At 65.6% G+C, this 26,890-nt stretch carries 23 protein-coding genes and 2 pseudogenes; 13 read left to right on the plus strand and 12 right to left on the minus strand.

The features are described 5' to 3' along the window. Nucleotides 1-140 precede the first annotated feature (140 nt). Nucleotides 141-644 (minus strand): DUF1993 domain-containing protein, encoded by a 504-nt coding sequence (locus H8A92_RS13615; RefSeq protein ID WP_229196297.1) that lies wholly within the window; start codon nucleotides 642-644, stop codon nucleotides 141-143. Nucleotides 645-923: 279 nt separating this feature from the next. Continuing rightward, nucleotides 924-2,237: a lytic murein transglycosylase gene (locus H8A92_RS13620; protein ID WP_420831323.1), complete on the minus strand. Its 1,314-nt coding sequence runs from the start codon at nucleotides 2,235-2,237 to the stop codon at nucleotides 924-926. A 216-nt stretch (nucleotides 2,238-2,453) separates the two neighbouring features. Here H8A92_RS13620 and H8A92_RS13625 point away from each other — a divergent pair, with 216 nt between their 5' ends. Continuing rightward, on the plus strand, nucleotides 2,454-4,106 hold the full coding sequence (locus tag H8A92_RS13625; RefSeq protein ID WP_229196299.1) for an ATP-binding protein: 1,653 nt from the start codon (nucleotides 2,454-2,456) through the stop codon (nucleotides 4,104-4,106). A gap of 216 nt (nucleotides 4,107-4,322) precedes the next feature. Beyond that, on the plus strand, nucleotides 4,323-5,255 hold the full coding sequence (gene htpX, locus H8A92_RS13630; RefSeq protein ID WP_229196300.1) for a zinc metalloprotease HtpX: 933 nt from the start codon (nucleotides 4,323-4,325) through the stop codon (nucleotides 5,253-5,255). Between the two features lie 172 nt (nucleotides 5,256-5,427). On the opposite strand, the gene H8A92_RS13635 is transcribed toward htpX, so the two are convergent. Both H8A92_RS13635 and H8A92_RS13640 read right to left on the minus strand, forming a co-directional pair. Beyond that, nucleotides 5,428-6,378 (minus strand): aldo/keto reductase, encoded by a 951-nt coding sequence (locus H8A92_RS13635; protein ID WP_229196301.1) that lies wholly within the window; start codon nucleotides 6,376-6,378, stop codon nucleotides 5,428-5,430. Between the two features lie 244 nt (nucleotides 6,379-6,622). Beyond that, on the minus strand, nucleotides 6,623-7,015 hold the full coding sequence (locus H8A92_RS13640; RefSeq protein ID WP_229196302.1) for a cupin domain-containing protein: 393 nt from the start codon (nucleotides 7,013-7,015) through the stop codon (nucleotides 6,623-6,625). A 340-nt stretch (nucleotides 7,016-7,355) separates the two neighbouring features. Here H8A92_RS13640 and H8A92_RS13645 point away from each other — a divergent pair, with 340 nt between their 5' ends. The 4 genes from H8A92_RS13645 (at nucleotide 7,356) to H8A92_RS13660 (ending at nucleotide 9,918) form a co-directional block, all read left to right on the plus strand. After that, nucleotides 7,356-7,691, plus strand: a complete 336-nt coding sequence (locus H8A92_RS13645; protein WP_229196303.1) for a GYD domain-containing protein — start codon at nucleotides 7,356-7,358, stop codon at nucleotides 7,689-7,691. A 329-nt stretch (nucleotides 7,692-8,020) separates the two neighbouring features. Beyond that, nucleotides 8,021-8,902: a S1 family peptidase gene (locus tag H8A92_RS13650; RefSeq protein WP_229196304.1), complete on the plus strand. Its 882-nt coding sequence runs from the start codon at nucleotides 8,021-8,023 to the stop codon at nucleotides 8,900-8,902. Nucleotides 8,903-8,978: 76 nt separating this feature from the next. Further along, nucleotides 8,979-9,410, plus strand: coding sequence for a hypothetical protein (locus tag H8A92_RS13655; RefSeq protein ID WP_229196305.1), 432 nt, complete (start codon nucleotides 8,979-8,981; stop codon nucleotides 9,408-9,410). Nucleotides 9,411-9,651: 241 nt separating this feature from the next. Beyond that, nucleotides 9,652-9,918, plus strand: coding sequence for an iron oxidase (locus H8A92_RS13660; protein WP_229196306.1), 267 nt, complete (start codon nucleotides 9,652-9,654; stop codon nucleotides 9,916-9,918). A gap of 24 nt (nucleotides 9,919-9,942) precedes the next feature. On the opposite strand, the gene H8A92_RS13665 is transcribed toward H8A92_RS13660, so the two are convergent. Then, complete coding sequence (locus H8A92_RS13665; protein WP_163159497.1) at nucleotides 9,943-11,385, minus strand: helix-turn-helix domain-containing protein; 1,443 nt, start codon at nucleotides 11,383-11,385, stop codon at nucleotides 9,943-9,945. A 240-nt stretch (nucleotides 11,386-11,625) separates the two neighbouring features. Here H8A92_RS13665 and H8A92_RS13670 point away from each other — a divergent pair, with 240 nt between their 5' ends. The 3 genes from H8A92_RS13670 to H8A92_RS13680 all read left to right on the plus strand — a co-directional run bounded on the left by H8A92_RS13670 (nucleotide 11,626) and on the right by H8A92_RS13680 (nucleotide 13,404). Beyond that, nucleotides 11,626-11,835: a DUF4170 domain-containing protein gene (locus H8A92_RS13670; protein ID WP_016839740.1), complete on the plus strand. Its 210-nt coding sequence runs from the start codon at nucleotides 11,626-11,628 to the stop codon at nucleotides 11,833-11,835. Nucleotides 11,836-12,047: 212 nt separating this feature from the next. Next, entirely contained in the window at nucleotides 12,048-12,623 is a 576-nt protein-coding gene (locus H8A92_RS13675; RefSeq protein WP_229196307.1) for a hypothetical protein, read from the plus strand. Between the two features lie 22 nt (nucleotides 12,624-12,645). Further along, nucleotides 12,646-13,404, plus strand: a complete 759-nt coding sequence (locus tag H8A92_RS13680) for a glycine-rich domain-containing protein (RefSeq protein WP_229196308.1) — start codon at nucleotides 12,646-12,648, stop codon at nucleotides 13,402-13,404. A gap of 101 nt (nucleotides 13,405-13,505) precedes the next feature. Here H8A92_RS13680 and H8A92_RS13685 read toward each other — a convergent pair whose 3' ends face one another. Continuing rightward, nucleotides 13,506-14,393 (minus strand): metallophosphoesterase family protein, encoded by an 888-nt coding sequence (locus tag H8A92_RS13685; RefSeq protein WP_229196309.1) that lies wholly within the window; start codon nucleotides 14,391-14,393, stop codon nucleotides 13,506-13,508. 159 nt (nucleotides 14,394-14,552) lie between these two features. Between H8A92_RS13685 and H8A92_RS13690 the strand changes: the two genes are divergently transcribed. The 3 genes from H8A92_RS13690 to H8A92_RS13700 all read left to right on the plus strand — a co-directional run bounded on the left by H8A92_RS13690 (nucleotide 14,553) and on the right by H8A92_RS13700 (nucleotide 16,050). Beyond that, nucleotides 14,553-15,041 (plus strand): NUDIX domain-containing protein, encoded by a 489-nt coding sequence (locus tag H8A92_RS13690; RefSeq protein WP_163157017.1) that lies wholly within the window; start codon nucleotides 14,553-14,555, stop codon nucleotides 15,039-15,041. 65 nt (nucleotides 15,042-15,106) lie between these two features. Further along, nucleotides 15,107-15,619 carry a GNAT family N-acetyltransferase gene (locus tag H8A92_RS13695; RefSeq protein WP_163157015.1) on the plus strand — a complete coding sequence of 171 codons (513 nt, stop codon included), beginning with the start codon at nucleotides 15,107-15,109 and terminating at the stop codon, nucleotides 15,617-15,619. 113 nt (nucleotides 15,620-15,732) lie between these two features. Next, nucleotides 15,733-16,050 (plus strand): EthD family reductase, encoded by a 318-nt coding sequence (locus tag H8A92_RS13700; protein WP_229196310.1) that lies wholly within the window; start codon nucleotides 15,733-15,735, stop codon nucleotides 16,048-16,050. 59 nt (nucleotides 16,051-16,109) lie between these two features. Here the strand turns inward: H8A92_RS13700 and H8A92_RS13705 are convergent. The 6 genes and pseudogenes from H8A92_RS13705 to H8A92_RS13730 form a co-directional block, all read right to left on the minus strand. Continuing rightward, nucleotides 16,110-18,478: pseudogene (locus tag H8A92_RS13705) on the minus strand (TonB-dependent receptor). A 112-nt stretch (nucleotides 18,479-18,590) separates the two neighbouring features. Next, nucleotides 18,591-19,013 carry a DUF2946 family protein gene (locus H8A92_RS13710; protein ID WP_229196311.1) on the minus strand — a complete coding sequence of 141 codons (423 nt, stop codon included), beginning with the start codon at nucleotides 19,011-19,013 and terminating at the stop codon, nucleotides 18,591-18,593. A gap of 164 nt (nucleotides 19,014-19,177) precedes the next feature. Then, nucleotides 19,178-21,241: a hypothetical protein gene (locus tag H8A92_RS13715; protein ID WP_229196312.1), complete on the minus strand. Its 2,064-nt coding sequence runs from the start codon at nucleotides 21,239-21,241 to the stop codon at nucleotides 19,178-19,180. 1 nt (nucleotide 21,242) lies between these two features. Next, nucleotides 21,243-24,055, minus strand: a pseudogene (locus H8A92_RS13720) (DUF4159 domain-containing protein). After that, on the minus strand, nucleotides 24,052-24,993 hold the full coding sequence (locus H8A92_RS13725) for a DUF58 domain-containing protein (RefSeq protein ID WP_229196314.1): 942 nt from the start codon (nucleotides 24,991-24,993) through the stop codon (nucleotides 24,052-24,054). The pseudogene H8A92_RS13720 and the gene H8A92_RS13725 overlap by 4 nt, the downstream one beginning before the upstream one ends. Beyond that, nucleotides 24,993-25,997 carry an AAA family ATPase gene (locus H8A92_RS13730; RefSeq protein ID WP_229196316.1) on the minus strand — a complete coding sequence of 335 codons (1,005 nt, stop codon included), beginning with the start codon at nucleotides 25,995-25,997 and terminating at the stop codon, nucleotides 24,993-24,995. Before H8A92_RS13730 ends, H8A92_RS13725 begins: the two co-directional genes overlap by 1 nt. A 249-nt stretch (nucleotides 25,998-26,246) precedes the next feature. Here H8A92_RS13730 and H8A92_RS13735 point away from each other — a divergent pair, with 249 nt between their 5' ends. Next, complete coding sequence (locus H8A92_RS13735; RefSeq protein ID WP_229196317.1) at nucleotides 26,247-26,888, plus strand: DUF1285 domain-containing protein; 642 nt, start codon at nucleotides 26,247-26,249, stop codon at nucleotides 26,886-26,888. Nucleotides 26,889-26,890: the final 2 nt, after the last annotated feature.

Raw genomic sequence — 26,890 nt, forward strand, 5'->3', positions numbered from 1 at the left:
AGGCCAAAATCCCGCAGCGGGGAATATGTTTGTTCGTCGTTCCGGGGCCCGCGAAGCGAGAACCCGGAATCTGGACGTTGTACCCAAGGTTCCGGGTTCGATGCTCGCGCATCGCCCCGGAATGACCCGCTAGGCGCGCGTCAGCTGACGCCGAGGAAGTCGCGCTTGCCGATCTCGACGCCGTTGTGGCGCAGGATGCCGTGCGCGGTGACGGCGTGGAAATAGAAGTTCGGGAACGAAAATGCGTTGAGGAATTGCTGGCCCTTGAGGGTCATGGTGCGCTCGGGGCCGACCGGGAAGGTGACGTCCTTGGCGTCGCCGCCCTCGAACTGCTCCGGCTTGAACGACTTCACGTATTCGATCGTGTTGGCCAGTCGCTGCTTCAGTTCACCGATGCTCGTCTCGGTGTCGGGCGTCGACGGCACCGCGCTATGGGTCAGCCGCGCGCAGCCCCTGGCGGCGTGATCGCAGACCAGCTGGATCTGCTTGGTCAGCGGCAGCATGTCGGGATAGAGCCGCGATCCCAGCAGCACTTCGGGCGCAATCTTCTTGGTCTCGCAATGCGCTTCGGTCTTGGTCAGTTCGCCGGTGAGGCTGTTGAGGATCAGCAGATAGGCGGGGACGACAGCGTCATAAAAGGACATGGGATGCTCCCTGTGCTGATGAAATCCGGATGTGACCGAACGGCGATGCTGCACATGGGGCGACAAGGGGAAGAATACAACTGCGGACGGCCGTAACACTTGGTCAAATATTCTTCGTTCTTACCTCGCCCCGCTTGCGGGGAGAGGTCGGATCGCATCGCAAGACGCGATCCGGGTGAGGGGGTACGGATCCATCGATTCGCTCCGCCCAGCGGAGAGAGCCCCTCACCCCAACCCTCTCCCCGCACGAGCAAGAGCGGGGCGAGGGAGTCCGAATATTTACCGCGCCGGCACCGCCGCTTCCGCGGCCGGCTGCGTGCGGCCGCCGCCGCGCATCCGCGCCAACAGCTCCGCGGTCGGCCAGGAATCCGCGGGCAGGCCGTATTTCATCTGCATCGCCTTGACCGCGCTGCGGCTCGCCTGACCCATCACGCCGTCGATCTTGCCGACGTCGTAACCGGCGCGCGCCAGCAGCGACTGCAGCTCCTTGATCTCGTTGAACGGCAGCTGCGCGACCGGCGCATGCGGGCGCTGCATCGGCGGTGCGCCCGCGATGCGGCCGGCGAGATAGCCGGCGGTGGTCGAATAGATCAGCGAGTTATTCCACTCGGTATAGGCAGCGAAATTCGGATAGGCGAGGAACGCCGGGCCGGTGCGGCCCATCGGCAGCAGCAGCGAGGCCGGCATCTCGTCATTGGCGAGCGCCTTGCCATCGGTCGAGGTGACGCCGAGCGCGACCCATTTCGAGCGCGGCAGCTTGATGGTGAGGTCGGCCTGGTCCCACGGAAAGTTCGCGGCCTGCGGCACACGCACCTCCTGCAGCCACGGCTCGCCGCGACGCCACTTCAATCCGTTGGCGATGTAGTTGGCCGTCGAGCCGATCACGTCGGGTCCGCTCTGCAACAGGTTGCGATGGCCGTCGCCATCGTAGTCGACGGCATAGTTGAAATAATGCGTCGGCAGGAATTGCGTCTGGCCGAGCTCGCCGGCCCACGAGCCGATCATCTCGTCGGGCGTCAGGTCGCCGCGTTCGATGATCTTCAGCGCCGCGATGGTCTCGCCCTGGAACATCTCCGAGCGCCGGCAATCATAGGCCAGCGACACCAGCGATTTCAGCGTCGGCAGATTGCCCATCTGGACGCCGAAGTCGCTCTCCAGTCCCCAGAACGCGGCGATCACCGCGGGCGGCACGCCGTACTCCTTCTCGGCGCGCGCGAACGCGGCCGCATAGGTCCGGATGTATTGCTGGCCCTGCTGCATGCGATAGTTCGCCGCCATGCGCCCGGCGAACTGGGTGAAGATCTGTCCGAACACGCGTTGGCCGCGATCGCGGTTGACGATGCCCTGGTCGTAAATGAGGTAGGGCGCGGCCTCCGCGATCGTGCGCTGCGAGACGCCGGCGGCGATCGCCTTCTGCTTCAGCTCGGCGAGGAAGCGATCGAAGCTCTGCCCGTTGTGGCAGGACGCAGCCCTCGGTGCGGCCACCGCGGCCGGGCGCGCCCGGACCGGTGCGGCAGCTGCGGGATTGGGCAGCGGCTGCTGTGCCGAGGCCAATGAGGACAGCGCCAGTGCCCCCGCGATCGCTGCGATCATGATCGGGGCGCGGAGGGGGAATGCTGGCATCGATATCACCGGCTTGAATAGGGGGGATAAAACCTATCCTGCATACACCAGGGCGACACCGGGCAACAACGGGGGTGCGCCTGTTAGACCAATTGGGCTTCGGCAGGTTGAGTCGCGGCCGCTATGATCGGGCCAAGTGATTCGCGGGCAGGGGTGTCGGCGGATCGATCACGCCCGGAGGGACCCATGTGGAGTTTTCTCGAGCGTCTGTTGGATTCGTCGACATTTTCGCCGCACGGCATCTGCCTGTTGTGGGAGCCGGAGCTGATCTGGCTGCACGTGATTTCAGACGCACTGATCGCCGCTTCGTATTTCTCGATCCCGTTTGCGCTGGCGATCCTCGTCTCCAAGCGGCGAGACTTCCAGTTCGGCTGGATGGCCTGGCCGTTCGCCGCCTTCATCCTCGCCTGCGGCCTCACCCATGTGTTCTCTATCTACACGCTGTGGGTGCCGATCTACGGCCTCGAGGGCCTGCTCAAGGCGCTGACTGCAGTCGCTTCGATCTTCACCGCGGTGCTGCTGTGGCCGCTGATCCCGAAGATCCTGGCGATCCCGAGCGAGGCGCAGCTGCGCGAGGCGCATGTCGCGCTCGCGGAGGAGGGACGGCAGCGCCAGCGCTCGGAATTCCTGCTCGAGCGGTTCCGCGAGGCCGAGGCCAATGAGAGCAAGATTCGCCAGGCGCAGAAGATGGAAGCGGTCGGCCAGCTCACCGGCGGCATCGCGCACGACTTCAACAACATCCTCACCGTCATCACCGGCACCATCGACATCCTGTCCGATGCGGTCACCCACAACCGGCAACTGGTCGAGATCACCGGGCTGATCCGCGACGCTGCCGATCGGGGCGCGTCGCTGACGCGGCATCTGCTTGCATTTGCGCGCAAGCAGCCGCTGCAGCCGAGCGACGTCGACGTCAATGCGTTGATGGTCGACACCATCGAGCTGCTGCGGCCGACCATCGGCGATCATGTCGACATCGACTTTTGCCCGACGCCAAATCTGCCGCGCGCGCTGGTCGATTCCAACCAGCTCGTCACCGCGATCATCAACCTTGCGCTGAACGCGCGCGACGCCATGCCGAAGGGCGGCCGGCTGCGGATCGAGACCGGCACTGCCGAGCTCAAGCCGTCTGACGTGCAGGGCCATGACGGGCTTGCCGCCGGCGATTATGTCGCGATCGCGCTGATCGACAACGGCGAGGGCATCGCGGAGGCCGATCTGGCAAAAGTGTTCGAGCCGTTCTTCATCACCAAGGATGTCGGCAAGGGCACTGGCCTCGGGCTCAGCATGGTCTACGGCTTCGTCAAGCAGTCCAACGGCCACGTCGTGCTCGACAGTGAGGTCGGCCGCGGCACCAGGGTGATGCTCTATTTGCCACGTGCGGCGATGGCCTCGCCGGCCGTGGTGCCCGAGCGGCGGCAGCCGGACGTGCGCGGCGCGCGGGAAACCGTGCTCGTCGTCGAGGATGACAGACTGGTGCGCTCCTATGTGCTCACCCAGATCGAGAGCCTCGGCTACACCACGCGCTCGGCCAACAATGGCTCTGAAGCGCTCGCCGTGCTCGACAGCGGTGCGCCGGTCGAGCTGCTGTTCACCGACGTCATCATGCCCGGTGCGATGAACGGTCGCGACCTCGCCACCGAGGCGCAGAAGCGCCGTCCCGGTCTGCGCGTGCTGTTCACCTCGGGCTACACCGAGAATGCCATCGACCAGGACGGCAAGCTCGCGCAGGGCATCCTGTTCCTGGCAAAGCCCTACAGCCGCGCCCAGCTTGCCCGCATGCTGCGCGTCGCGCTGCGCGAGGAAGAGGCGGTGGTCGCGCAGGAGCCAGCGGAGTAGGCAGGATCTCGTAACCCGGATGAAGCGGAGTGATATGCTGGGACGATGCCCCGGATGTCGCTTCGCTCATCCGGTCTACGAGCAGGCTACATGACCAATCGTTAATCCGCGCCGCGGCGCTGCGACGCACACCTTCCCCTTGCGACGCGCGTCGCAAAATCCCTACCTCAGCGGCGTCAGTTGTGGCAGCATTCCGCTCGCCGTGAGGGAACAACGATGAACTACTTCCGCACCGCGCTCCTGCTTGCCGGCCTCACCGCGCTGTTCATGGGCGTCGGCTATCTGATCGGCGGCGGCACCGGCGCGGTGATCGCGCTGATCGTCGCGGCTGCGACAAATCTGTTCACCTACTGGAATTCCGATCGCATGGTGCTGTCGATGTACGGCGCCCATCAGGTCGATGCGCGCTCGGCGCCCGAACTCACCAATCTCGTCGCCGAGCTCGCGCAGCGCGCCAGCCTCCCGATGCCGCGCGTGTTCGTGATGGACGAGGCGCAGCCCAATGCGTTTGCGACCGGCCGCAATCCGGAGAACGCCGCGGTCGCGGTCACCTCCGGCCTGATGCAGCAGCTCAGCCGCGAGGAGCTCGCCGGCGTGATCGCGCACGAGCTCGCGCATATCAAGCATCACGACACGTTGACCATGACGATCACGGCGACGATCGCCGGTGCGATCTCGATGCTGGCGCAGTTCGGCATGTTCTTCGGCGGCAACCGCAACAACAACGGTCCCGGCATCGTCGGCTCGATCGCGATGATGATCCTGGCCCCGCTTGGCGCCATGCTGGTCCAGATGGCGATCAGCCGCACTCGCGAATATGCCGCCGACAATTACGGCGCGCGCATCGTCGGCCAGCCGATGTGGCTGGCGTCCGCGCTCGCGAAGATCGAGAATTCAGCGCATCAGGTGCCGAACATGGAGGCCGAGCGCAATCCGGCCACCGCGCACATGTTCATCATCAACCCGCTGTCGGGCCATGGCGTAGACAATCTGTTCGCCACCCACCCCTCGACCGCGAACCGCATCGCCGCACTTCAACAGCTCGCCGCCGAACTCGGCACGCAGGCCGCACCGCGCCCCACCGGTGCGAGCTACCCGCCGCGCAGCCCGTGGGGCGGAGCCTCGGGCCAGCGTGGGCCGTGGGGTTAGTGTCGCCTGCTCCTCTCCTGCTTGCGGGAGAGAGCCATCGCAGATGCGCTCAATGCCTCCACAAACTCGTCATGCCCGGCCTTGTGCCGGGCATCCACGTCTTCTCGCGAAGAAAGACATGGACGGCCGGGACAAGCCCGGTCATGACGGTGCGATTGGTTAGCAGACCGCGCTACGCGCTCGCGGCGTCCAGCCGTGCGACCTGGTCCTTGCTCAGCTCGAGCTTGGCCGCGGTGACCAGCGTTGCAACCTGCTCGGGCTTGGTGGCGCTGGCAATCGGCGCGGTGATGCCGGGCTTGGCCATCAGCCAGGCGAGCGCCACCGCGGCCGGCTCGGCACGCGTCTCCGCGGCGACCTCGTCGAGGCCGGCCAGGATCCGCATGCCGCGCGGGTTCATGTATTTCGGAATGCTGCGCGCGCCGCGCGGGCTCTTGGTGAAGTCCGCTTCCGAGCGATATTTGCCGGTGAGGAATCCCGCGGCGAGCGAGAAGAATGTGATCACGCCGACGTCGTTCTCCACGCAGACGCGTTGCAGCGCGCCTTCGTAGCTCGACCGCTCCGCCAGGCTGTATTCGGGCTGCATGCTCTCGTAGCGCGGCAGTCCGTTCGCCCTGGAAATATCCAGCGCGCTCTTCAGCCGCTCCGCCGAGAAGTTCGAGGCGCCGATCGCCCTGACCTTGCCGGCCTTGATCAGCCTGTCGTAGGCCGCGAGCGTCTCTTCCTGTGGCGTCGTCTCATCGTCCTTGTGCGACTGGTAGAGGTCGATGAAATCGGTCTGCAACCGGCGCAGCGAGTCCTCGACGGCGCGCGCGATATAGTCCGGCTTCAGCCCGACCTTGCCGTCTCCCATGTCCATGCCGACCTTGGTGGCGAGGATGACGCGGTCGCGGTTGCCGCGCGCCTTCATCCATTTGCCGATGATCGTCTCGGACTCGCCACCGCTGTGGCCCGGCACCCAACGCGAATAGACATCGGCCGTGTCCAGGAACGTCAACCCCTGATCCAGCACGGTGTCGAGCAGCCGGAACGACGAGGCCTCGTCCACCGTCCAGCCGAACACATTGCAGCCGAAGCACAGGGGAGGGACGGTGAGGCCGGAGCGGCCGAGCGCGCGATGCTTCATGTTTGTTCTTTCGCTTGTTCTCTTGACGGGAGGCGCGGGAGACTGAGACAGATCGGTCTTGATTGCAAGGCGCTGAGCTCGCATTGCGTTGCCGCATTCGTGCGGTTGCGACCAGCACCAGTCGCGATCGTGCAACGCTGCTCGCCGGCCTGGTGAACAGCGTTGCGTGTCATCTGTCATGGAATCCGTCAGCATTCCGGTGGCGGAATGCCGATGGATAACCGCGGAGACCTCGCGGACTCGGCTACTTGCGCTCGACGAATATAGCCTTGCAGTCGTCGCTGCTGATGTTCTCGGCGGTATGGGAGACCACGATCGGCCCGGCAAACGGCGTGCCCGCCTTGCTGGGGCTGTCCCGTGTGGTGCCGTCGGCATTGTGCAGCCGAATGGTGCAGTCGGTCAACGGATAGACCACGAATGGCACCGGGTGGGAATGCGGCTTGTCGGTCGTCCCTTTCTTCCAGTTCGCGGCGATAACGCGAAAATTCTGATCCTCGAAGATGACCTTGTAGGTGTCGGGATCGCCTTGATAGCTCGGCGGTGCCTGTTGCGCCGCGGCGGCAGAAACTGCTGCAAGCAAGCCGGCAATTGAAGAACTCAATGCAAGAAAATTCATTTCAGAAAACTCCTTGGCCAATGACTTCAGAGCGCCCGGCAATGGACGCAGCCAAGCTTTACCACGCAAGCGGGTTCAGGCAGAGATTGATTTCGGCGATCGCGTCAGCATGGCTGCCCCTCGCTACGTTGTCGGTTATGAAGCGACTTTGACGTCAGCGCAGGAATGCGATTTCATTTGCGCGGCGGTTGATGTAGATTGCAGGCGAGCTGCCACCGGTCACGCCGAATTCCGGAGAATGCGCGGCAGCGTCAGTGGCCATCGGCAGGCCTTATGGTCTCATTTTCAGTACGAAAACTCTTCTGCCTGGGCCGCGCCCGGGTGAGTGTCATTTCCATTCCAGCCAAACGGAGCAATTGCCATGCATTTCTGCTTCTCTGGTGAATACACCCCACGTGCGCTCAACAACATCATGGAGAACCCGAACACCAATCGCTATGAGGCCGCAAGGAATCTGATCGAGGCGGCCGGCGGCAAATTGATTTCGATGTACAGCATGGCGGTCGATGGCCCCAGCGTGATGGTGATCTTCGACGTGCCGGATCCGAGCTTCGCGCCTGCGATCAGCGGCGTGGTCGTTGCCTCTGGCACCATGCAGAACGTGAAGCTGACCCGGCTGTTCACCCAGGACGAGATCAAGGTGGTGCGTCAGCACGCAAGCAAGCTCAAGGCCGCCTACTCGCCGCCCGGCAGCTGACAGGGCGGACGATCAAGAACCGCAAGTGGTCTGACGACTGCCGTCACTCGCGCGCGGCGGCGCTTTCCAGCGTGCCGCGCTGAGACGGGCGCCGTTGCGCGCGCCACTGATCCGGGGCGCAGTCAACGGATGGGCGGTAGCTCAGGCGGATGTCGCGCGCGCATGCCGGCTCGCATAGCCCCGGCCGGTTGTGCCGTCGCACGACGTCCGCCGCCTCGTACGGCAAGCCGGGTCCGCCGACGGATCCTGGCCGCGAGCGACGCGCTTGGTCGGCTGCCACCAGCGCCGGAAAGATCTGTCGCGTTGCGCGAAATGAAGTAGAGAGTGTGGTGTATGAATTGACGGTAGGTGATTTGAGCGGCGACGTTGAAGTGGCGGGCTGGGGCTGGGGTCTGAAGGTGCATCACTCGGTTACGATGTCAGGCTGTGCCGCGTTGGCGGCGCGCGCGGGATGGCCTGTTCGTCTTGTCCGGCTGGCCTGCGGTCTGGCCATCGCTTGCGCCCTCAATGGCTTCTTGCCGCAACCGGCGGCGGCGCAGGTGCCGTTCTCAGCGTTTCAACCGGTACGACAGATGGAGGCTGCCAAACCGCTGGCGCGCGACGTCAACGGGCCGCCCACGGTCAGTCAGCGGCTCGACGGCACTGCGTTCTTTGTCGACGATCTCGGACACATGCTCACCGCGCGGCATGCGGTCGTGGACTGCGCCCGCATTGTCGTCAGCAAGGAGGGCCGATCCGTCGCGGCGCGCGTGGTGGCGCTGGCTGCGACCGACATTGCATTGATCAAGGTCCCGCGCACGCTGGGCCTTGCGGCGGTATTTCCACGCGCCAGCCCGTCTGCCGCCAACGATATGGTGTTTGCCGAGGCCTATGACCGCCTGAAGCCGATGCTTGCGCATGGTGGCGCGCTTGGCAATGCGTTCGTCGATGCCACCCAGCGCGATCCCGCGCACCTCGTGCTGCGCTCCAATGTCACCTTCGGCACCAGCGGTGCGCCGGTGCTGGATTCCCGTGGTCTCGTGGAAGGCGTGGTGAGCCGCAGGACCACGATCGATCGCGTGCTGGCGGTCGATGCAGCGCACGCCAAGTCGTTTCTCGCCGCACATGGCGTCCGCTTCCAGGAAGACGACCGACCGCAGATGAGCGGCACCGCGTCCCGCGCCCACCGTGCCGCGAGCATTTCGGCGCGCGTCACATGCCTGCAACAATGAGCGACTAGTTGCTGCCGGGGTGGATGCTTTCGCGTCGTCCTGTAGCCCGTTGTTGCGGTCAACCTTGTGCAGAACCATGCTCATCTTGCGGGGCACGCTCGTGCTCTCGTTCGGCCTGTTCATCCTCTCGACAGCGCCGGGCCGCGCCCAGGATATCAATTTTCGTAATCCCGAACAGGCGCCGCCGTCATGGGCGCAGTTTGCCAAGCTGGTCAAATACCGGTTCGAGGAATGGATCGCAGCCGACGATGTGGTCGCCAATCGCTTCCGCAACTGGGTCATCGAGCATTCCGGCAAGGAGAACGGGCCACCGCCGACGCTCGTGGTGCGCGCCTGGCTCAACCCGGACGGCACCGTCGAGCGCGTCACGTTTCCCGCATTCAATGACGCCGGCGCGACCGAGGATCTGCACACCATCCTGAAGCGCGGCAATGTCGGCGAGGCGCCGCCGCCGGAAATGTTGCAGCCGCTCAACCTGCGCTTCTCGCTCAATCTGCGGAAACCCTGAGCGGCTTGCCTTTGTCATTCCGGGGCGCGCGAAGCGCGAGCCATCCCCGGTGTCGTCCTGGCGAACGCCAGGACCCATTACCCCAAATGCGCATTGTTGCACGACGCTGGGGCTACGATCCCCTTCATCACGGAATGCGGTGGTTATGGGGCTGGCTTTCGCCAGGACGACAACGAAGAGTCTCGTCTACAATGTCCGTCACGGAGTATGGGTCCCTGCTTTCGCAGGGACGACGCGTGGGGTGAACATCGTGGCCAAACAACAAGCCGATCGTTCGCGGCGCTGCTTCATTGGCGCTGCTATCGCGGGACTTCCTGCGACGCTCCTGCTGCGAACCGCTTCCGCCTCCGACAAGATGACAAAATCGCAGGCCGAGTATCAAGACACGCCGAACGGCATCTACTCCTGCGGCCTGTGCACGCTGTTCGTGGCACCCGATGGCTGCAAGGTGGTCGAGGGTGCCATCAGCAAGGAGGGCTGGTGCAAGGCCTTCGCTGCGGTGGATTGAAGCACCCTCCAGGGGAGGGGGAAGCTACAATTCCCGCGCATTCGAGAACGCGAACGACGACACCCGCCGCGTGGTCTCGTCCAGGATCAGGGTGCGCGTAATCGGCGGCTCGGCGCGCTGGCTGCAATTCTCGCGCTCGCAGAGCCGGCAGTTGACGCCGATCGGCGTGCCCTCGACCTTTTCCAGATCCATGCCGGTCGCATAGACGAGCTTTGCCGCATGACGGATCTCGCAGCCGAGTCCGATCGCAAAGCGCGGCTGCGGCTGCGGATAGGGCGCCACCGGCCGGCGCACCATCTGTGCGATCGAGAAATAGCGCGTGCCGTCGGGCAGCTCGATCACCTGGCTGAGCAGGCGGTCGGGCATGTCGAAGGTCGAATGCACGTTCCAGAGCGGGCAGGTGCCGCCGAATTTGGAGAACGGGAAGGTGCCGGAGGAAAACCGCTTCGACACGTTGCCGGCATTGTCGACCCGCAGCAGGAAGAACGGCACGCCGCGCGCGTTCGGCCGTTGCAGCGTGGTGAGGCGATGGCAGACCTGCTCGAAGCCGGCATTGAAGCGCTGCGCCAGCACATGGACGTCGTAGCTCAGGGCTTCGGCGGCGGAGTGAAACGCCTGATAGGGCATCATCGCGGCCGCCGCGAAATAATTGGCGAGCGTGATGCGATAGAGCCTGCGCGCGGTGTCGTCGAGCGGGCCGGCGCGGCTGACGATCGCATCGATCGCGGCGCCGCATTCGACGAAGCCGATCTGCAACGCGAGCTGAAAGCTGCGGCCGGAGCTGTCGACAAGCTCTGAGATCAGGAGCTGCCGGCGATGCCGATCGAAACGGCGCAGCGTCTCGCGCATCACGTCGACCGGCATCACGCGGGTGACGATCGAATGCTTTTCCCGCAGCCGCGTCGCGAGCGCCGTGAACAGGCCTTCGGTCGGCACGTTGAGCTCGTCGCGCAAATTCTCCGCCGCGGTCTCGAGCTCCGGAAAATAGTTGCGGTTGGCCTCGATCAGGTCGCGCACCCGTTCGATCGGGTTGGCGTCGAACTGCGAGCCCTCACGGTCTGCCATCTGCGCCGCCACCAGCGTCTCGCCGCGGCGCGCCTCGGTATAGGCGGCGTAGAGCCGCTGCAACGCATGCGTCACGCCGGGGCAGAGCTCGGCGAGGTCGCGCAGTTCCTGCTTCGGCAGGTCGATCTGGCGGAACAATGGATCGGAGAAGATCTCGTTGAGTTCCGCGAAGAACCGGTCCTCGTCGGCAGTCGCGAGGTCGCGCAAATCGAGGTCGTAGGTCTCGGCCAGCCGCAGCAGGATCTGCGCCGTCACCGGGCGCTGGTTGCGCTCGATCAGGTTGATGTAGGAGGGCGAGATGCCGAGCCCCTCGGCGATCTGGGTCTGCGACAGTCCCAATTGCTGGCGGATCCGGCGGAACCGCGGACCGACGAACAGCTTTTTCCCGGACTCGCCAGGCATGGCAGCTTTCCTGACCTATTTTGTGACAAAATTTACAAATCGACATTTATTACAAGTTCAGATGTTACATGACATCACCAATAAAAAACAAGGTATCTATACGAACTTCGCCTTTTCGCGTTTATCTCCTGACACGCAGTTCGCAACACGCTGTCACGAATGTCGAGACGACGAATAGGTTGCGGGGATCGGAACTCAGGCGGCTGAGCAGGCAGCCCGACTTTTTAGAGGAGACTGACGATGAGCAAGGGCAGCAATTTCTGGGTGATCGGCGGCGAATTCGGCTCGATGAACTTCCACAAGCTCGTCGAAGGCTCCGCTCAGGTCCGCGGTCCGTTCAAGACCCGCAAGGAAGCCGAAGAGTGCTGGAAGGAAGTCTCGGAAGAGAGCCGGCACAAGGCCGGTGTGCGCTTCTCCATCGTCGAGGAGCCGTCGCGGGTTTCGGCCTAACCGCCAAAACTATCAGAGCTAAGAAGACGTCCAAGGACGGCGACCCCATCCGGTTCATCCGGGTGGGGTCGACCGCTTTTGGGACAGTGCCAGGGCCGTTTGATCTGGGGATAAGTGGCAGCCTAAGTGCTTGGGAACCAACGTCCTTTGCGGACGTCATGGTTGCTGATAAGTTAATGCATAGCAAACCCGTCAGCACGAGGCCGCAAGGCATGTCCGATCCGCACAACACCGGCAGCGAGGCGCGCGAGATGCGGCCGACGCTGCGTGAGGCGCTGCGGCGGGCGCGCATCGAGGCGGCCGACCGCACCGGCGTCGTGGTCGAGTTGCGCGATGCCGAAGTGGCGCGGCTCGAGATCCTCAACGACGCGCTCGATCCGCTGTTCGCGCAGGTGCCGGAGAAGGTCGATTTGTTCGATCGCGGCATCAGCCAGGGCGAGACGCCGCGGCTGTGGATCGATGTCGTCGCGCACGTGCTGATGGGCCGCGACAAGCGCATCTACCGCTTCGTGCAGGACACCCGCTTCGGCCGGACCGTGCTCGCCGAATCGCACGACGTTGCCGTGATCGTCGATGCCGTCACCGACTATGTCGCGCGCCGCATGATCGAGCGCGAGCATGCGATGGTCGCAACGCCGCTTCCGGTGGCCGAGCCGCCGGCACCCCCGCCTGTGCCGGTGGTGGCGCCGAAGCGCCGCGGCGGGGTCGGCATGTTCGTGCTCGGCTTCGTCATGGGCGCGCTGGCGCTGTTCGGCCTCGCGCTCTTTGCGAGCTTGCAGAACTTTTAGCCGCTGAAGGGCCGGGGGCATCGTGGTCATAACTCCCGCCTCGGCATTCTTCGGCGTGCTGGCAGCTGCCGCTGTGGTCGGCAGCGCCGTGTTGTTCGGCAAATGGCAGACGCTGCGCCGCGCCGAATACATCCGCACCTTCAAATGGCCGGCGGGCCTGCTGGCGCGGCTCGAGCAGCATCACCCCGGCTTCACCCGCAAGGACAGCGCGCTGGTGTCGCGCGGCCTGCGACAGTTCTTCCTCGCCTATCTGATGAGCGGCAAGCGTTACGTCTCGATGCCGTCGCAGGCGGCCGACGACCTCTGGCACGAATTCATCCTCTACACCCGCGAATATGATGCGTTCTGCCGCCGCGCCTTCGGCACCTTCCTGCATCATATGCCCGCCGTCGTGCTGGTGAAGGAGCAGCGCCGGAGCAATGAAGGGCTGCGCCGGGTCTGGTGGTACTGCTGCAAATACGAGAACATCGATCCGGTCAGGCCGACGCGGCTGCCGCTGCTGTTCGCGCTCGACGCCAAGCTGAATCTTGCGAACGGCTTCGTCTATCACACCGACTGCGAGGCGCTGCGCCGCAGCGGAATCGGCGGCAGCAGTCCCTATTGCGGCGGCGATTTCTCCGACTCGTCGATCGACGGATCGTCCGCGGGCTTCGGCGATGCCGGCAGCGATGGAAGCCATGGCGGCGATGGTGGTGACGGCGGTGGCCACGGCGGCGGCGATGGTGGAGGCGGTGACGGTGGAGGTGGCGGCGACAGCGGTGGCGGTTGTGGCGGCGACTAAAGCATTTTCGAGCGAAGTGGATTCCGGTTCGCGTGAAGAAAATGCGTCAAACGAGAATCTAGGGCCCTCTCCGTTCCGATTCAATCGGAACGGAGAAGACTCTAGGATAGCCGTATTTGCTTGATCTCGCGAATGCCGTCGTGATTGCCGAGGCCGCGCACGGTCTGCTCGCAGCGCCAGCCGTTTCCGTCACGCTCGATCGAGAACAGATTGTAGGCCGCCGCAGGATAGTGCTTGCGCGCCAGCGCCGATGCTGAGGGCACGCCGATCGCCGGAATTTTCTGCCCGGGGCCGTCGAACCACATGGTCGAATGAATGTGGTCGTGGCCATGCAGCACCAGCTCGACACCGTGGCGCTTGAGCAGCGCCAGCAGCTGGTGCGAATCGGTCAGCCGCTTGGCGCGTCCGTCGGAGTGCAGCGGGTGATGCACGAGCAGGACGCGAAAGGCATCCTCCCGCGACAGCTGTCCGAGGATCGTATCCAACGCGCCGAGCTGGGCGTGGCCGAGCCAGCCGGTTGCCATCAGCGGCGGCGTCGGCACTGCCGAGGAGACGCCGACCAGCGCCACCGGGCCGCGGCGGCGCACGAACGGAAAATGCGTCGTCGCGCCATCGGCGTCGCCGCGCAGATAGTCGCCGAAGTGACTGACGAAGCGATGCCGGGTGGCGCGCACATAGGCGTCGTGATTGCCGGGCACCACGGTCACACCGGTGGGATCGCCGACGCCCTCCAGCCATTGCCGGGCCGGATTGAACTCGGCATCCAGCGCCAGATTGACGAGATCGCCGGTCACGGCGATGTGGTCCGGTTGCTGCGCCTGCATGTCCGACACCAGCGCGTCGAGCACGTCGCGCCGATGATATTTGTGACGGTTGCGCGTCCAGTTCAAATAGCCGAAGGCGCGCTTGCCGGCGAGATCGCGCAGCCGCGCCGTTGGCAACGGCGGCAGATGCGGATCCGACAGATGCGCGAGGCGGAACGCCGCCATCAGGCGATTCCCTTCGGATTGTCCGCGAAAAGTGGCCGGCAGCCGGTCATGTCGTGCTATCCCGAACGTCTCGCCCTGTATTGGCAAGAGCTGCGCAGCCGCGCAAGGATCAATGCGGGGATCAAGGCACGGATCAATCACCATGATGTCGAGGGTTCAGTGACGATCCTGCTGGATTTACGCAAGCGCTTCGAGCCGCAGATCAGGTGGGTGTTTCATTTCTACTGGCGGCTGGTCCGCAGCATGACGCTCGGGGTCCGCGCCGTCGTGCTCGACGCCGACAACAAGGTGTTCCTGGTCAAGCACAGCTACGTCCACGGCTGGTACCTGCCCGGCGGCGGGGTCGAGGTCGGCGAAAGTTTTATCGAGTCGCTGCGGCGCGAACTGGAGGAGGAGGGGCGGATCGAGCTCGCCGGCGAGCCGGTGCTGCATGGCATCTTCCACAACAGCCACGTCTCGCCGCGCGATCACGTCGCGGTCTATGTCGTCAGGAACTACCGGCAGGATCGCCTGCCGGAGCCGAATCGCGAGATCGTGGCCTGCGGCTTCTTCGATCCGGCCGATCTGCCCGACGAGACCACCCCCGGTACGCGGTTGCGGATCGCGGAGGTGCTCGAGGGCAAGCCGCCGCCGGCGACATGGCGGTGATGTCGCCGACGGCGACGTGGCGGTGATGGACCGCGCCCGCGCCAGATGCTATTCCGCGCCCCACAATGACCGAATTGTCCCTGACCATCCTGCCCGAGACCCCGAAAGACGCCCAGGCGATCGAGCGCCTGCACGAGCGCACCTTCGGTCCCGGCCGCTTCGCGCTCAGCGCCTACCGGCTGCGCGAGCATGTCGATCATCTGCTCGATGTCTCGTTCACGGCGCGGATCGGCACGCTGCTGGTCGGCTCGGTGCGCCAGCTGCCGGTCTGCGTCGGCGATACGCCGGCCTTGATGCTCGGGCCGTTGACGGTCGAGCCGCCGTTCCGCAGCCGTGGCGTCGGCCGCGCGCTGCTCGAGCGTGCGATCAATGACGCCCGTGCCAAGGGTCACCGGCTCATCGTGCTGGTCGGCGACGAGCCGTATTATGCGAGGGTCGGTTTCAAGCCGGTCCCGAAGGGACGCATGACGATGCCGGGCCCCGTCGATTACAGTCGTCTGCTTGTCATGGAACTGGTGGACGGTGCTTTCGAGGGCGTGACCGGGCCGATCCAGCCGGACTGGAGCAAGGCGATCTGACGTTCCCGCGAGTATTGCCGGAAAGGTTGCGCGCTATCGGAAACTGAAGCACAGTTGCGGCAAGCGCCGAGACAAGACCGGCGCATGTCATATCAACAGGGAGAGTGCGCGCCATGATCAAGGTCAGTGTGATGTATCCGAACAATCCAGGCGCACGCTTTGATCACGACTATTATCGCGACAAGCACATGCCGCTGGTGAAGGCGCGGCTCGGCGACGCCTGCAAGTACTACACCATCGACAAGGGCCTCGCCGGCGGTGCGCCGGGGCAACCGGCAACCTATGTCGGCATGTGCCACATCTTCTCCGACTCGGTTGAGGCCTTCGGGGCCGCCATGGGCAAGCACGCCCAGGAGATCATGGGCGATATTCCGAACTACACCGATCAGCAGCCGGTGATCCAGATCAGCGAAGTCGTCGTCGGCCATTGACCGGCGCGGACGTCAGCGTGCGATCCCTCTGCCGCCGACGGCAGAGGGATACGCCTGTCTCAGAACTTCAGATTGGCGAAGGCCCGCACCCCAAGGCCCGGCATCAGCACCTCGTCCTTGGTGTAGGACACCGAGTTGCGGATGTTCTGGTTGAGCAGGTTGTTGCCGACCAGGCCAAGCGTCATCTCGCGCGCGCCGATCCATGACGAATTCAGCTTGGTGTTGTAGGTCACCTCCGCATTCAACAGATTGTAGCCCGCGGTCGGGGTCTCGCCGATCACCGCGATGTCGCTCTGCGCGAACGCGTGCACCAGGTTGATGCGGCTGAACCAGTTGCTGTCGCGCCAGTAGACGCCGCCGCCGAGCCGCACCGGCGGAATCCGCGGCACATTAGTGCCGTCGGTGAAGGTGGCGCGCACCACGTCGAACTGGTTCTCGATGCCCCAGATGCCGCCGTTGAGCGGACCGATATCGAGCTGGCTCTGGAATTCGGCGCCGCGGAAGATCGCGTCACGCTGCGAATAGCGCGCCTGGTTCAGTTCGAGGCCGGGGCCGAGCTGGCACGCGCTCCCGTCACACGTGTTGCCCGTCAGCCGGCGGAATATGAAGCCGTCGAACCTGGTGTAGTAGCCTGTGAGTTCGAACCGCAGTGGCCCGGTCGCCCGCCGTAATCCGATCTCGATCGATTTTGCGGTTTCGATGCCGAGATTGGGATTGCCGATGTCGAACGTGCTGGTCGCATCGTGTGGACCGCGCGAGAAGAGCTCGGCCGGTTTCGGCGCGCGTTCGACGTATTGGGCGGTCGCGCTTGCTACCAGATCCCACGGCAGATTCTGGATCAAGCCGATGCTGCCGCTCTTGGGCGTGAAATTCGGATTCTGCGGTGTCGCTGGACCGATGCTTGCGGGGTCGGTGGCGACGTCGAATACGGGAGGAATGAAAGCCGGCGTTGTGCCGGAAAGATCGACGTGTTCGATCCGCCCGGCAATCTGTGCTTTGGAGGTGTCGGTGAACTTCAGCTCGTTGAACACATACCCGGCGACCCGGTTGTTCTTGTTGGGGTCCCATAATCCGTTAAGCGGGCTAGTCGGATCGTCCGGACTTGGGGCGGTCAGCTCCTGGTGTCCACCCTGCAAACCGAATGCCGTGGTCACGGTGGCGAAGCGTGCGTTGAACGGCATCATCTGCACCTCGACGCGCGCCTCCTGCTCCTTGTTGGTGAAGGTCTGGCGCACGCCGTCGCTCAATGGATCGGTCGGATCGGCAAGGCCAATCTCGTTGTGGCGATAGTCGGTCGCGCCGACCCAGAACCGCACCGCGTCGATCGCCGCGGCATCGGGGCGGTACTCGCCCTTGACGGCGATCTTGGTCTGGTGCGCGTCGATCCGGGTCTGGTGATCGGCGCCGTCGATGCCGGGGATGTGGTAGAGCGAGTCGTTCTGGGTGATCGCCGCGCCGATAAAGCCGCCCTGGAAGAAATAGGAGGCGCCGACCGAGGCGCCGTCCGACTGCGTCGCGGAGTTCGGCTGGCGGCCGCCCACCGGCCGGGTCTGGTCGAACAGATACGGATAGCTCGGGATGCTGTAGTCGCTCGTGGTGCGGCCATAGACGTCGGCATGCACGGCAACATTGTTGCCGCCGGCATCCAGCAGCATGCCGCCGTCGACGCCGCGATTGACCGAGCTCACCGAGGTGCGGGTCTCGACGTTGAGGCAACCCGGGCCACCGGCGTCGGCCAGCGGCGCCTTCCCCGGCAATCCGTAGCTCTGGAACGGCGCCGCCGCGCAGGTCGGCATTGCATCGGGGATGCGGTTGTTGGTGGCGCTGACCACGCCGCCGATCGAGGTCGAGCCGTAGCGCAGCGCGGCCGGTCCCCGCACCACCTCGACCTGGTTGGTCGAGAGCGGATCGATCGGCACGAAATGATCTTCGCCGAGATCCGAGGCGCCGCCGCCGCCGAGACCGTTCTCGACAATGCCGACGCGGTTGACGTCGAGGCCGCGGATGATCGGCCGGCTGGATGCACCGGGGGCGAAACTCGAACCGGTGATGCCGGGCTTCGAGAACAGGAGATCGCCGAGCGTGGCGCCGCCGGAGCGCCGCAGTTCCTCGTTGGAGATCACGGTGACGGTTGCGAACTGGTCGGTGACGACAGGCAGCACGCCCTGTTGCGGCGCCGGCGCGCTGCAGCGGACGCCTGTTGCTCCGCGGTTGCGCGTTCGCGGTTGCGGCTCGGAGCGGCCCGGACCGCGCGGGTCGGCGTGCGTGTTGGTGTGGCCCGGTGCCGCTGGATCGGGCTTGGCGCCGTCACGGTGATCTCAGGGAGTTGCGTCGGCGTGTCGTCGGCCAGCGCGGCGCTGTTCATTGCACCGAGCAGCAGCCAGCTCGCGCCCCCGATGTGGAGTGCTCGTTTTTTCTGATGTGTCATTGTCCCGATCCAGATACCGTCGAAACGACGGATCAATCCCGATTTGCCCGGCGGGAGCGGGCCGCAACTGTGACGCGGCCGTCCGCTCAGGGCGTGAAGCAATCAGTCGATGTCAGGACAGGGGAGGTGCGCGGGAGTGAAATGCCGCAGGCGCCGACTTCAGATGGATGAACTCGGCATTGGTGGTGCGGAACAGAAGCTCGACGGCCTCAGGCAGCAACAGCACCGGCGGCGCCGTGAACAGCATGCTGCTCGCGAGCGAGATGACGGCGCAGATCGCGCAATTGTCGGCCGGATGCCGGCCGTTGTCGTGCCTGGCGGGCGGCTCGGTCCCGGTGACCCGGACCGCGAGGTCCGGCGTCGCCGAGGTCCCGATATAGGCGAGATCGAGCAGCGACAGGCCGCTCTGCACCGCCGGCGCGGCTTGTGCGGCCGCGATGGGGTGGACATGCCCGAACGACAGCACGAACTGGACAGCGAGCGCGAACAGCGCCAGCCGTGAGCCAGTCTTGATGCGTCTCCGGAACCAGTTCATGCCGATAGCGCCCACCCAGTCGGGAGCGCGTCAACACCCCAGCGGTCCCGATGTTACATTATAACATCGGATGGCGTGCGCGATGTCAACCAACGTTCAGACATATTGTATCGACGTGTTGCCTGTGTGTGTTTGACGCAACGCAGACGTGAGCCCGGCCGGGCTCAGCGTCCCTCGCGCAGCCAGGTTGCCGCGAACCCGCCGAGCAACAGCAAGAGGCCGACCGGGCCGGCGAACATCGGCAGCACGCCGACGCCCTTGACGACGCTGGCGTCGCGCATCTTGACCCCGAGCCAGCCATCGCCACGGAAGATCGAGGAAGCGCGCACTGGGACGATGCGCGGCATGTCGAGGCTCGATCCGTCGACGATGCGCCGTGCGTCGCCGCCGGTCGTCTGCGCCAGCGGCTTCAGCATCTCGGTGGTCGAGGTGACTTCCGAGAATTCCTTCGGATTGGTCGGGCCGACATTGATCAGTGCCTTGAGCGTGCCGTCGGTGGCTTGCCACAGGCCGAGCTCGCTCGCGGGCAGTGTGGCGCGCCACTCGCCGGGATCGCCGGCGGTGAGCGCCAGTTCACGCGTGGTGCCGCTAGGCGACGTCACGGTCACCGGCGCAACGGTGTCGGCCATGGTCTGGCGCACCACCATGAGGTCCTTGCCCTGCACCTGCATGCGCAGTGCCTCTTCGTCGAGGTCGGGTTGCTTCATCAGCCAGTGCGATACCCGCCGCAACAGATCGAGATGCGGTCCGCCGCCTTCATAGCCGCGCGCCCACAGCCAGATCTGGTCTGAAAGCAGCAGCGCGACGCGGCCTTCGCCGAAGCGCGACAGCAGCAGCAGCGGCTTGCCGTCGGCACCGGTCATCACCGGTGGGTTGATCGCGTTGCGGGTGTCGACGGTGCGGAAGAATCGGCTCCAATGCGGCGGCTCGGCATTCGAGCCTTCCAGCCCGCGCGTCACCGGATGGCGTTTACCGGCATCGCTCAGATGTGCGTAGAACGGCTTCTCGGTGACGCCGACCGGCTCGGCCGGCAGCACCGAATCCAGCGGCGTACGCCAGATGCTGGTGGTCGAGGCGTAGTCGGGACCGGCCGACACCAGCACCGCGCCGCCGGAGCGGACATAGCGCGCGATGTTGTCGAAATAGGCGATCGGCAGCACGCCCTGCCGGGCGTAGCGATCGAAGATGATCAGCTGGAATTCGTTGATCTTCTGCTGGAACAGCTCGCGGGTCGGAAACGCGATCAGCGACAGCTCGTTGATCGGCGTGCCGTCCTGCTTCTCCGGCGGACGCAGAATGGTGAAGTGCACGAGATCGACGCTGGGATCGGACTTCAGCAGGTTGCGCCAGGTACGCTCGCCGGAATGCGGCTCGCCGGACACCAGCAGCACGCGCAGTTTGTCGCGCACGCCGTCGATTGCGACCACGGCGCGGTTGTTGACCGGCGTCAGCTCGTTCTCGAGCGGTGAGGCCTCGATCTCGACGATGTTCGGGCCGGCATGCTTGATGTCGATATCGACACTCGAGGTCTGACCCGATGTCATCGTGCGTTCGTTGATCACCTCGCCGTCGCGGCGGATCGTGACCTTGGCGCGCTCGCCGCTGACGCCCTGGTCGTCGAGCCGGAAAGTAATGGTCTGGGTCTGGCCGACGATGCCGAAGCGCGGCGCGGCCGTGATCGCGATGCGGCGGTCGCGCTCGTCCTTGCGGCCGGTGATCAGGGCGTGCAACGGCGCCTGGAAGCCGAGCGCCTGCGCGTTGGCCGGAATATCGTGGACGCGGCCGTCGGTGATCATGAAAGCGCCGGCGACGCGCTCGACCGGAACATCCGACAGCGCCGAGGTCAGCGCGCCGAACAGCTTGGTGCCGTCGGTTTCGCCGTCGGCCTGGCCGGCCTCGACGACGCGGACCTCGAGGCCCTTGATCTGCTTCAGGCTGTCGACCAGCGCCTGCCGTGCCTTGTCGGTCTCCTGGTTGCGCGTGCCGAAATTCTGGCTCGGGCTCTTGTCGACCACGACGGCGGCGACCGAGGTCAACGGCTCGCGGTCCTCGCGGGTGAAGGAGGGGTTGGCCAGCGCGAGCAGGATCAACGCCAGCGCGGCGACACGCACCGCGGCGCCGCGCGCGCGCGACAGCAACAGCACGGCCGCGATCACGACGATCGCGCCGAGCCCGAGCCACAGCACGATCGAAGGAACCAGCGGTGTGAACGCGATACCGTAGTTCATCTTATTGTCCCAGCCGCTCGATCAGGGCAGGCGCGTGCACCTGATCGGCCTTGTAGTTGCCGGTCAGCGTGTACATCACGATGTTGACGCCGGCGCGGAAGGCGAATTCGCGCTGGCGCGGCTCGCCCGGCGTCAGCGGCAGCATCGGCTGGCCGTCGGGCCGGATCGCCCAGGCGCCGGCAAGATCGTTCGAGGTGATGATGATCGGGGAGACGCCGTCGCCACCGCGGGCCGGACGCTGTGCAGCCTCCTCGTCGTCCTCGCGCGGCAGCGACTCGACCCAGGTCTGGCCGGTGTTGAAGCGGCCGGGGAAGTCGCGCAGCAGATAGAACGTCTTGGTGAGCACGTGTTCGCGCGGCACCGGCTCGAGCTCGGGCACGTCGAGGGTCGACAGCAATTCGCGCAGCGACTGCATGCCCGGCGTCTGCGACGAGCCGTTGTCGCCGGGCGGCGCTTCGACGGCGTCGCGGGTGTCGAACAGCACGGTGCCGCCCTGCTTCATGTAGGCGTCGATCTTGTTGATGGCGTCCTGCGGCGGCTTCGGCGCGCCCGGCACGATCGGCCAGTAGATCAGCGGGAAGAATGCCAGCTCGTCGCGCGCCGGATCGACCCCGACGGGATCGCCGGCCTCCAGCGCTGTGCGCTGCCCGAGGAACAGCGTCAGTCCGGACATCCCGGCCTTGACGATGGAATCGACGTCGGCATTACCGGTCACGACATAGGCGAGCCGCGTCTGCGACACCGACTTGATGGCGAAGTCGTCGCTGCTGCTGTTCTGCGCGCGGGTCGGCGCGGGCGCCATCGTCGTCGCGAGCAGGAAGGCCAACGCAAGCACCGCCGGCGCGGCGCGGCGCCGGATCAGCGCGGCGAGGCCGCCGCCGAGCATCGCCACCACGATCGCGTCGAGCAGGAACAGCGCCAGCGCCGTCGACAGCATGATGCCGCGCAGATCGCGCGGCTCGGTGTTGGTGTAGGTCGCATGCTTCGCGCGCAGGCCGGAGGTGTCGAGCGGCGCGATGCGGTCGGCGGAGGCGAGCGTGTTGACCGCGATCGGGCTCTCGGCGCTGCCGTAGAAGCCGGGCGGATGGTCCGCGGTGCCGCGGTCGCGATAGTCCGCCGACATCGGCTTCGCGGTCGACGGCGGCGGGCCGAAGGCACCGAAGCCGTCGAGCGTGCGCAGCGGCGCGACCGTCTCGGCATTGGGATCGCTGGCAACGCCGGGGCCGGGCTTCGAGGTGTAGCCGGACATGTCGATCACCCGCCGCAGCATCTCGACGAAGGTGCCGGACATCGGCAGATCCGACCAGCGCATGTCGGCGCCGACATGGAACAGGCTGACCACGCCCTTGCCGCGATGCTCGCCGGTCACTAGCGGCGTGCCGTCCTCGAGCGAGGCCCAGCTCTTGGTCGCGAGCACGGCGTCGGGCTCGGCCAGCACCTGGCGGCTCACGGTGATATCCTTCGGCACGGTGAGGCCCGCGAACGGACCGTCGGCGGCGAACGAGGCCATGTGCTGCGGCTTCTCCCAGGTCAGGCTGCCGCCGAGCGTGCGTCCGCCGCGGCGCAGCTTGACGGGGACGAGGTCGTCATCGGCCTGCGCGAGGCGAGGACCGGCGAAGCGCACCAGCACGCCGCCTTGCTCGATCCAGGCGTTGAGCCGGTCGCGGATCTCCGGCGACAGCGTGCCGACATCGGCCATCACGATCATTGGCAGCCGCTGATCGAGGAATTGCCCGATCACCTGCTGCGGCGCGCGCGATCGCCGAGCCTGACGTCGGCGAACGGCGACAACGCGCGCGAGAGATAGAAGGTCGACGCCAGCAGCGGCTGGGCGGTGTCGTTGCTCGCACCCGAGACCACGCCGATGGCGCGGCGGCGCCAGCGCCGGTCGAGCAGTTGCACCGCGCCGGCCGAATGTTCGCCCGCAATTTCGAGCCGCGAGATGTCGTTGCGGAGTTCGACCGGAAGATCGAAGGCGGCCTCGGTCTCGCGGTCCTGCGGGCCGAAACTGTAGCGGGCCTCGCCGATCGGCGAGCCCTTGGCATCGACCGCGCGCACCGTTCCGGCCGCGATGCCGTTCTCGGTGCGCAGCACCTTCACCGTCATCTTGGCGGCGGCGTTCTCGGCGGCGACCAGCGCCTGCGCGGATTGTGCACCGCCGGCAAAGATCGTCAGGTTGCGGCTCTCGATCACCTTGCCGAGACCTTCGGTGAATTCGCTGCCGCGGCCGGTGTCGACGCCGTCCGACAGCCAGGCGATGTCGCAGTCGCCGGTCGATTTGAGGAAACGTTCGAGCGTCGCGAGGGTTTCGACACGGTCGATCGAGTAAGGCTTCGGCGCAAGCTGGCGCAACGCGACGCGCGCGGCGCCGGCCGGCATCAGCGTGATGTCGCGTGTCGGCTCGGACAGCGGCACCAGCGCGACACCGCGGCGGTCGCTGTCGGCATTGGTGATCAGTTCGTCCGCCGCCTTGATCCGTGCATCCCAGCTCGAGGCCGCGCTCCAGCCGTCGTCGAGCAGGATCACCAGCGGCTGCTTGCCGGCGGCAACGCCGGTCTGCGGATTCCAGATCGGCCCCGCGGCGGCGAAGATCACCAGCGCGGCGGCGGCGAGCCGCAGCAGCGTCAGCCACCACGGCGTGCGCGACGGCGTCTCCTCCTTGGGCGCGATGTCGAATAGCAGCCGCGTCGGCGGGAATTCGATCCGGCGCGGCCGCGGTGGCATCACGCGCAGAAGCCACCACAGCACCGGCAGGCTGACCAGCCCCAGCAGCAGCAACGGTTCGGCGAAGGAGAGCGGGAGGCCTGCGATCATGCGCTGCGTCCCGCCTTGACGGTTGAGCGTCCGCCGCCCTTGCTCACCATCATGCCGGCGTGCAGGAACAGCAGCAGTTCGGCCGCGGAGCGGCTGGTGGTGTGGGTCGAGAACAGCCAGTCGAGCCGGTTGGTGTCGCTGCGGATCTCGTCGCGATGCAGCGCGACGCGGGCGACATAGTCGCTCGCCCAACTCTCGGCGCGGCCCGCGGTGATGGCGCTGCCGGCCTCGGGCTCGATGAATTCGACGCGACCGGAATAAGGGAAGGTCTCTTCAGCGGGATCGACCACCTGGATCATGGTGCCGTGCGCACCGGAGGAGGAAAGCCCGGCCAGCATCGCCGTGATCTCCGCGATCGGCGACCAGAAATCCGACAGCACGACGATTTCGGCGAGCGACGAGGGCACGAAGGACGGCGGCAGGCTCGCGCGCGTCGTCTCGTCGTGCAGAATCACTTCCGCCATCTTGTCGATCACGTTCAGGCTTGCGGTCGGGTTCATCAGGCCGGGAATGCCGACGCGTTCCCCGCCCGCAACGAGCAACTCGGCAAGCGCGAAGGCGACGATCAGTCCGCGCTCCAGCTTGCTGTCGCGTGCCTCGCGCGAGGCAAAGGCCATCGAGGGCGAGCGATCGGGCCAGATCCACACGGTGTGCGCGGCCTCCCACTCCTGCTCGCGGACATAGAGATGGTCGTCGCGGGCCGAGCGGCGCCAGTCGACGCGCTGCGACGGCTCGCCGGAGACGAAGCGGCGGTACTGCCAGAAATTCTCGCCCGAGCCGGCGCGGCGGCGGCCGTGCAGGCCATGGATGACGTTGGCGGCGACACGGCGGGCCTCAAGCACCAGACGCGGCAGCGATGCGGCGAGCGTTCGGCTTTCGCCATCGGCACGTCGAACCGCAAGGATCTCCTCGTTCTGGTGCCTGTTGTCTGCTGCCATCAACCGATCCGCGTCTTCAACTGCTTGATCACGTCAGGAATGGTGCGGCCCTCGGCGCGCGCCGAGAAGGTCAGCGCCATGCGGTGCTTGAGCACGGGCTCGGCGAGATCGAGCACGTCGTCGATCGACGGCGCGAGCCGTCCGTCGAGCAGCGCACGGGCGCGCACCGCGAGCATCAGGGCCTGGCTGGCGCGGGGACCGGGTCCCCAAGCGATCAGCTTGCCGGCTTCGCCGCCCTCGGTGCCGGGGCGCGCGGCGCGCACCAGCGTCAGGATCGCCTCGACCACGGAATCGCCGACCGGCAGGCGCCGCACCAGGCGTTGCGCCGTGAGCAGCGTCTCCGCGTCCATCGACGGCTTGGCCGCAGCCTCTTCGGCGCCGGTGGTTTCGAACAGGATGCGCCGTTCGGCGTCGCGATCGGGATAGTCGACGTCGATTTCCATCAGGAAGCGGTCGAGCTGCGCTTCGGGCAGCGGATAGGTGCCTTCCTGCTCGAGCGGGTTCTGCGTCGCGAGCACGTGGAACGGCTTCGGCAGATCATGCCGCGCGCCGGCAATGGTGATGTGCTGCTCCTGCATGGCTTGCAGCAGCGCCGATTGCGTGCGCGGGCTGGCGCGGTTGATCTCGTCGGCCATCAGGAGCTGCGCGAACACCGGGCCCGAGATGAAGCGGAACGAACGCTTGCCGGCGGAGCTCTCGTCGAGCACTTCGGCGCCGAGAATGTCGGACGGCATCAGGTCGGGCGTGAACTGGATGCGCTTGGCATCGAGCCCGAGCGTGATGCCGAGCGTTTCGACCAGCTTGGTCTTGGCGAGGCCGGGCACGCCGATCAGGAGCGCGTGGCCGCCGGACAGGATCGTCACCAGGGTGTTTTCGATCACCTGATCCTGGCCGAAAATGACCGTGGACACGGCTTCCTTGGCGGCCTTGATCTGGCCCGCGACCTGCTCGGCCGAACGGACGATCACATCCTCCAGTTTTTCGACGCTGTCTGCACCGGCCATTCGATCAGCTCCTTCTCGACGATGTGAGCATTCCTGCGCCGCCATCCGTCGTCATCATCTGTCGCCATCTTGGCCCTCATGCTAAACCTGCGCGAAGGCCATGTATTCGTTGAATTAAACTATCCCCACCTTATCGGCATTTCAGGGTATGAACGGCATCACGTTGTGGCGAGAATGACATCCCGACCACATCTCAGGATACGTGCACCAAACGTGCCAGATTGAAGGTCGGAAACTTCAGGGCAAACAATGGCGAAGCAAGGGCAGAGCGATTCCGGCAGTGAAATTACGGGGCTCAAGACGCGGGGCCTCGAAGGGCTCACCAGCGCTGCCAATCAAGCTGCGACATCGGGGTCGGCCGGACGCAAAGGGCTGCCGCCGGTTCACCTGTGGAATCCGCCGTTCTGCGGCGATCTCGACATGCGAATCGCGCCTGACGGCACCTGGTTCTACATGGGAACGCCGATCGGTCGCCCCGCGCTGGTACGGTTGTTCTCCACGATCCTGAAGCGCGAGGACGGCAAGCACTTTCTCGTGACACCGGTGGAGAAGGTCGGCATCCGCGTCGACGACGCGCCGTTCCTTGCCGTGGAAATGCGGACCGAGGAAGACGCGCGGGGCCGTCTGCTCAAGTTCCGCACCAATGTCGACGACTGGGTCGATTGCGAGAAAGGCCATGGCCTCAGATTCGAGGCCGCCGAAGATGGCGGACTGACGCCCTATCTGCATGTCCGCGCCGACCTGTGGGCCAAGGTTACCCGTGCGCTCTACTACGATCTGGTTGACATGGGCGAGCAGCGGATGGTCGATGGTCAGGAGATGTTCGGCATCGAGTCCGGCGGCGAATTTTTCGCGATGGCCGATGCCAGCCAGGTGAGGGACGCACTTTGAAC

Source organism: Bradyrhizobium acaciae, assembly GCF_020889785.1.
Classification (GTDB): domain Bacteria; phylum Pseudomonadota; class Alphaproteobacteria; order Rhizobiales; family Xanthobacteraceae; genus Bradyrhizobium; species Bradyrhizobium acaciae.

What these genes read in the sequence shown, in the direction of transcription:
- H8A92_RS13625 (WP_229196299.1), top strand. Translation starts at nt 2,454, where the DNA reads ATGTGGAGTTTTCTCGAGCGTCTGTTGGATTCGTCGACATTTTCGCCG.
- H8A92_RS13725 (WP_229196314.1), bottom strand. Translation starts at nt 24,993, where the DNA reads ATGGCAGCAGACAACAGGCACCAGAACGAGGAGATCCTTGCGGTTCGA.
- H8A92_RS13695 (WP_163157015.1), top strand. Translation starts at nt 15,107, where the DNA reads ATGACCGAATTGTCCCTGACCATCCTGCCCGAGACCCCGAAAGACGCC.
- H8A92_RS13675 (WP_229196307.1), top strand. Translation starts at nt 12,048, where the DNA reads ATGTCCGATCCGCACAACACCGGCAGCGAGGCGCGCGAGATGCGGCCG.
- H8A92_RS13645 (WP_229196303.1), top strand. Translation starts at nt 7,356, where the DNA reads ATGCATTTCTGCTTCTCTGGTGAATACACCCCACGTGCGCTCAACAAC.
- H8A92_RS13615 (WP_229196297.1), bottom strand. Translation starts at nt 644, where the DNA reads ATGTCCTTTTATGACGCTGTCGTCCCCGCCTATCTGCTGATCCTCAAC.
- H8A92_RS13665 (WP_163159497.1), bottom strand. Translation starts at nt 11,385, where the DNA reads ATGCCTGGCGAGTCCGGGAAAAAGCTGTTCGTCGGTCCGCGGTTCCGC.
- H8A92_RS13620 (WP_420831323.1), bottom strand. Translation starts at nt 2,237, where the DNA reads ATGATCGCAGCGATCGCGGGGGCACTGGCGCTGTCCTCATTGGCCTCG.
- H8A92_RS13710 (WP_229196311.1), bottom strand. Translation starts at nt 19,013, where the DNA reads ATGAACTGGTTCCGGAGACGCATCAAGACTGGCTCACGGCTGGCGCTG.
- H8A92_RS13700 (WP_229196310.1), top strand. Translation starts at nt 15,733, where the DNA reads ATGATCAAGGTCAGTGTGATGTATCCGAACAATCCAGGCGCACGCTTT.
- H8A92_RS13715 (WP_229196312.1), bottom strand. Translation starts at nt 21,241, where the DNA reads ATGAACTACGGTATCGCGTTCACACCGCTGGTTCCTTCGATCGTGCTG.
- H8A92_RS13655 (WP_229196305.1), top strand. Translation starts at nt 8,979, where the DNA reads ATGCTCATCTTGCGGGGCACGCTCGTGCTCTCGTTCGGCCTGTTCATC.
- H8A92_RS13735 (WP_229196317.1), top strand. Translation starts at nt 26,247, where the DNA reads ATGGCGAAGCAAGGGCAGAGCGATTCCGGCAGTGAAATTACGGGGCTC.
- H8A92_RS13635 (WP_229196301.1), bottom strand. Translation starts at nt 6,378, where the DNA reads ATGAAGCATCGCGCGCTCGGCCGCTCCGGCCTCACCGTCCCTCCCCTG.
- htpX (WP_229196300.1), top strand. Translation starts at nt 4,323, where the DNA reads ATGAACTACTTCCGCACCGCGCTCCTGCTTGCCGGCCTCACCGCGCTG.
- H8A92_RS13670 (WP_016839740.1), top strand. Translation starts at nt 11,626, where the DNA reads ATGAGCAAGGGCAGCAATTTCTGGGTGATCGGCGGCGAATTCGGCTCG.
- H8A92_RS13685 (WP_229196309.1), bottom strand. Translation starts at nt 14,393, where the DNA reads ATGGCGGCGTTCCGCCTCGCGCATCTGTCGGATCCGCATCTGCCGCCG.
- H8A92_RS13730 (WP_229196316.1), bottom strand. Translation starts at nt 25,997, where the DNA reads ATGGCCGGTGCAGACAGCGTCGAAAAACTGGAGGATGTGATCGTCCGT.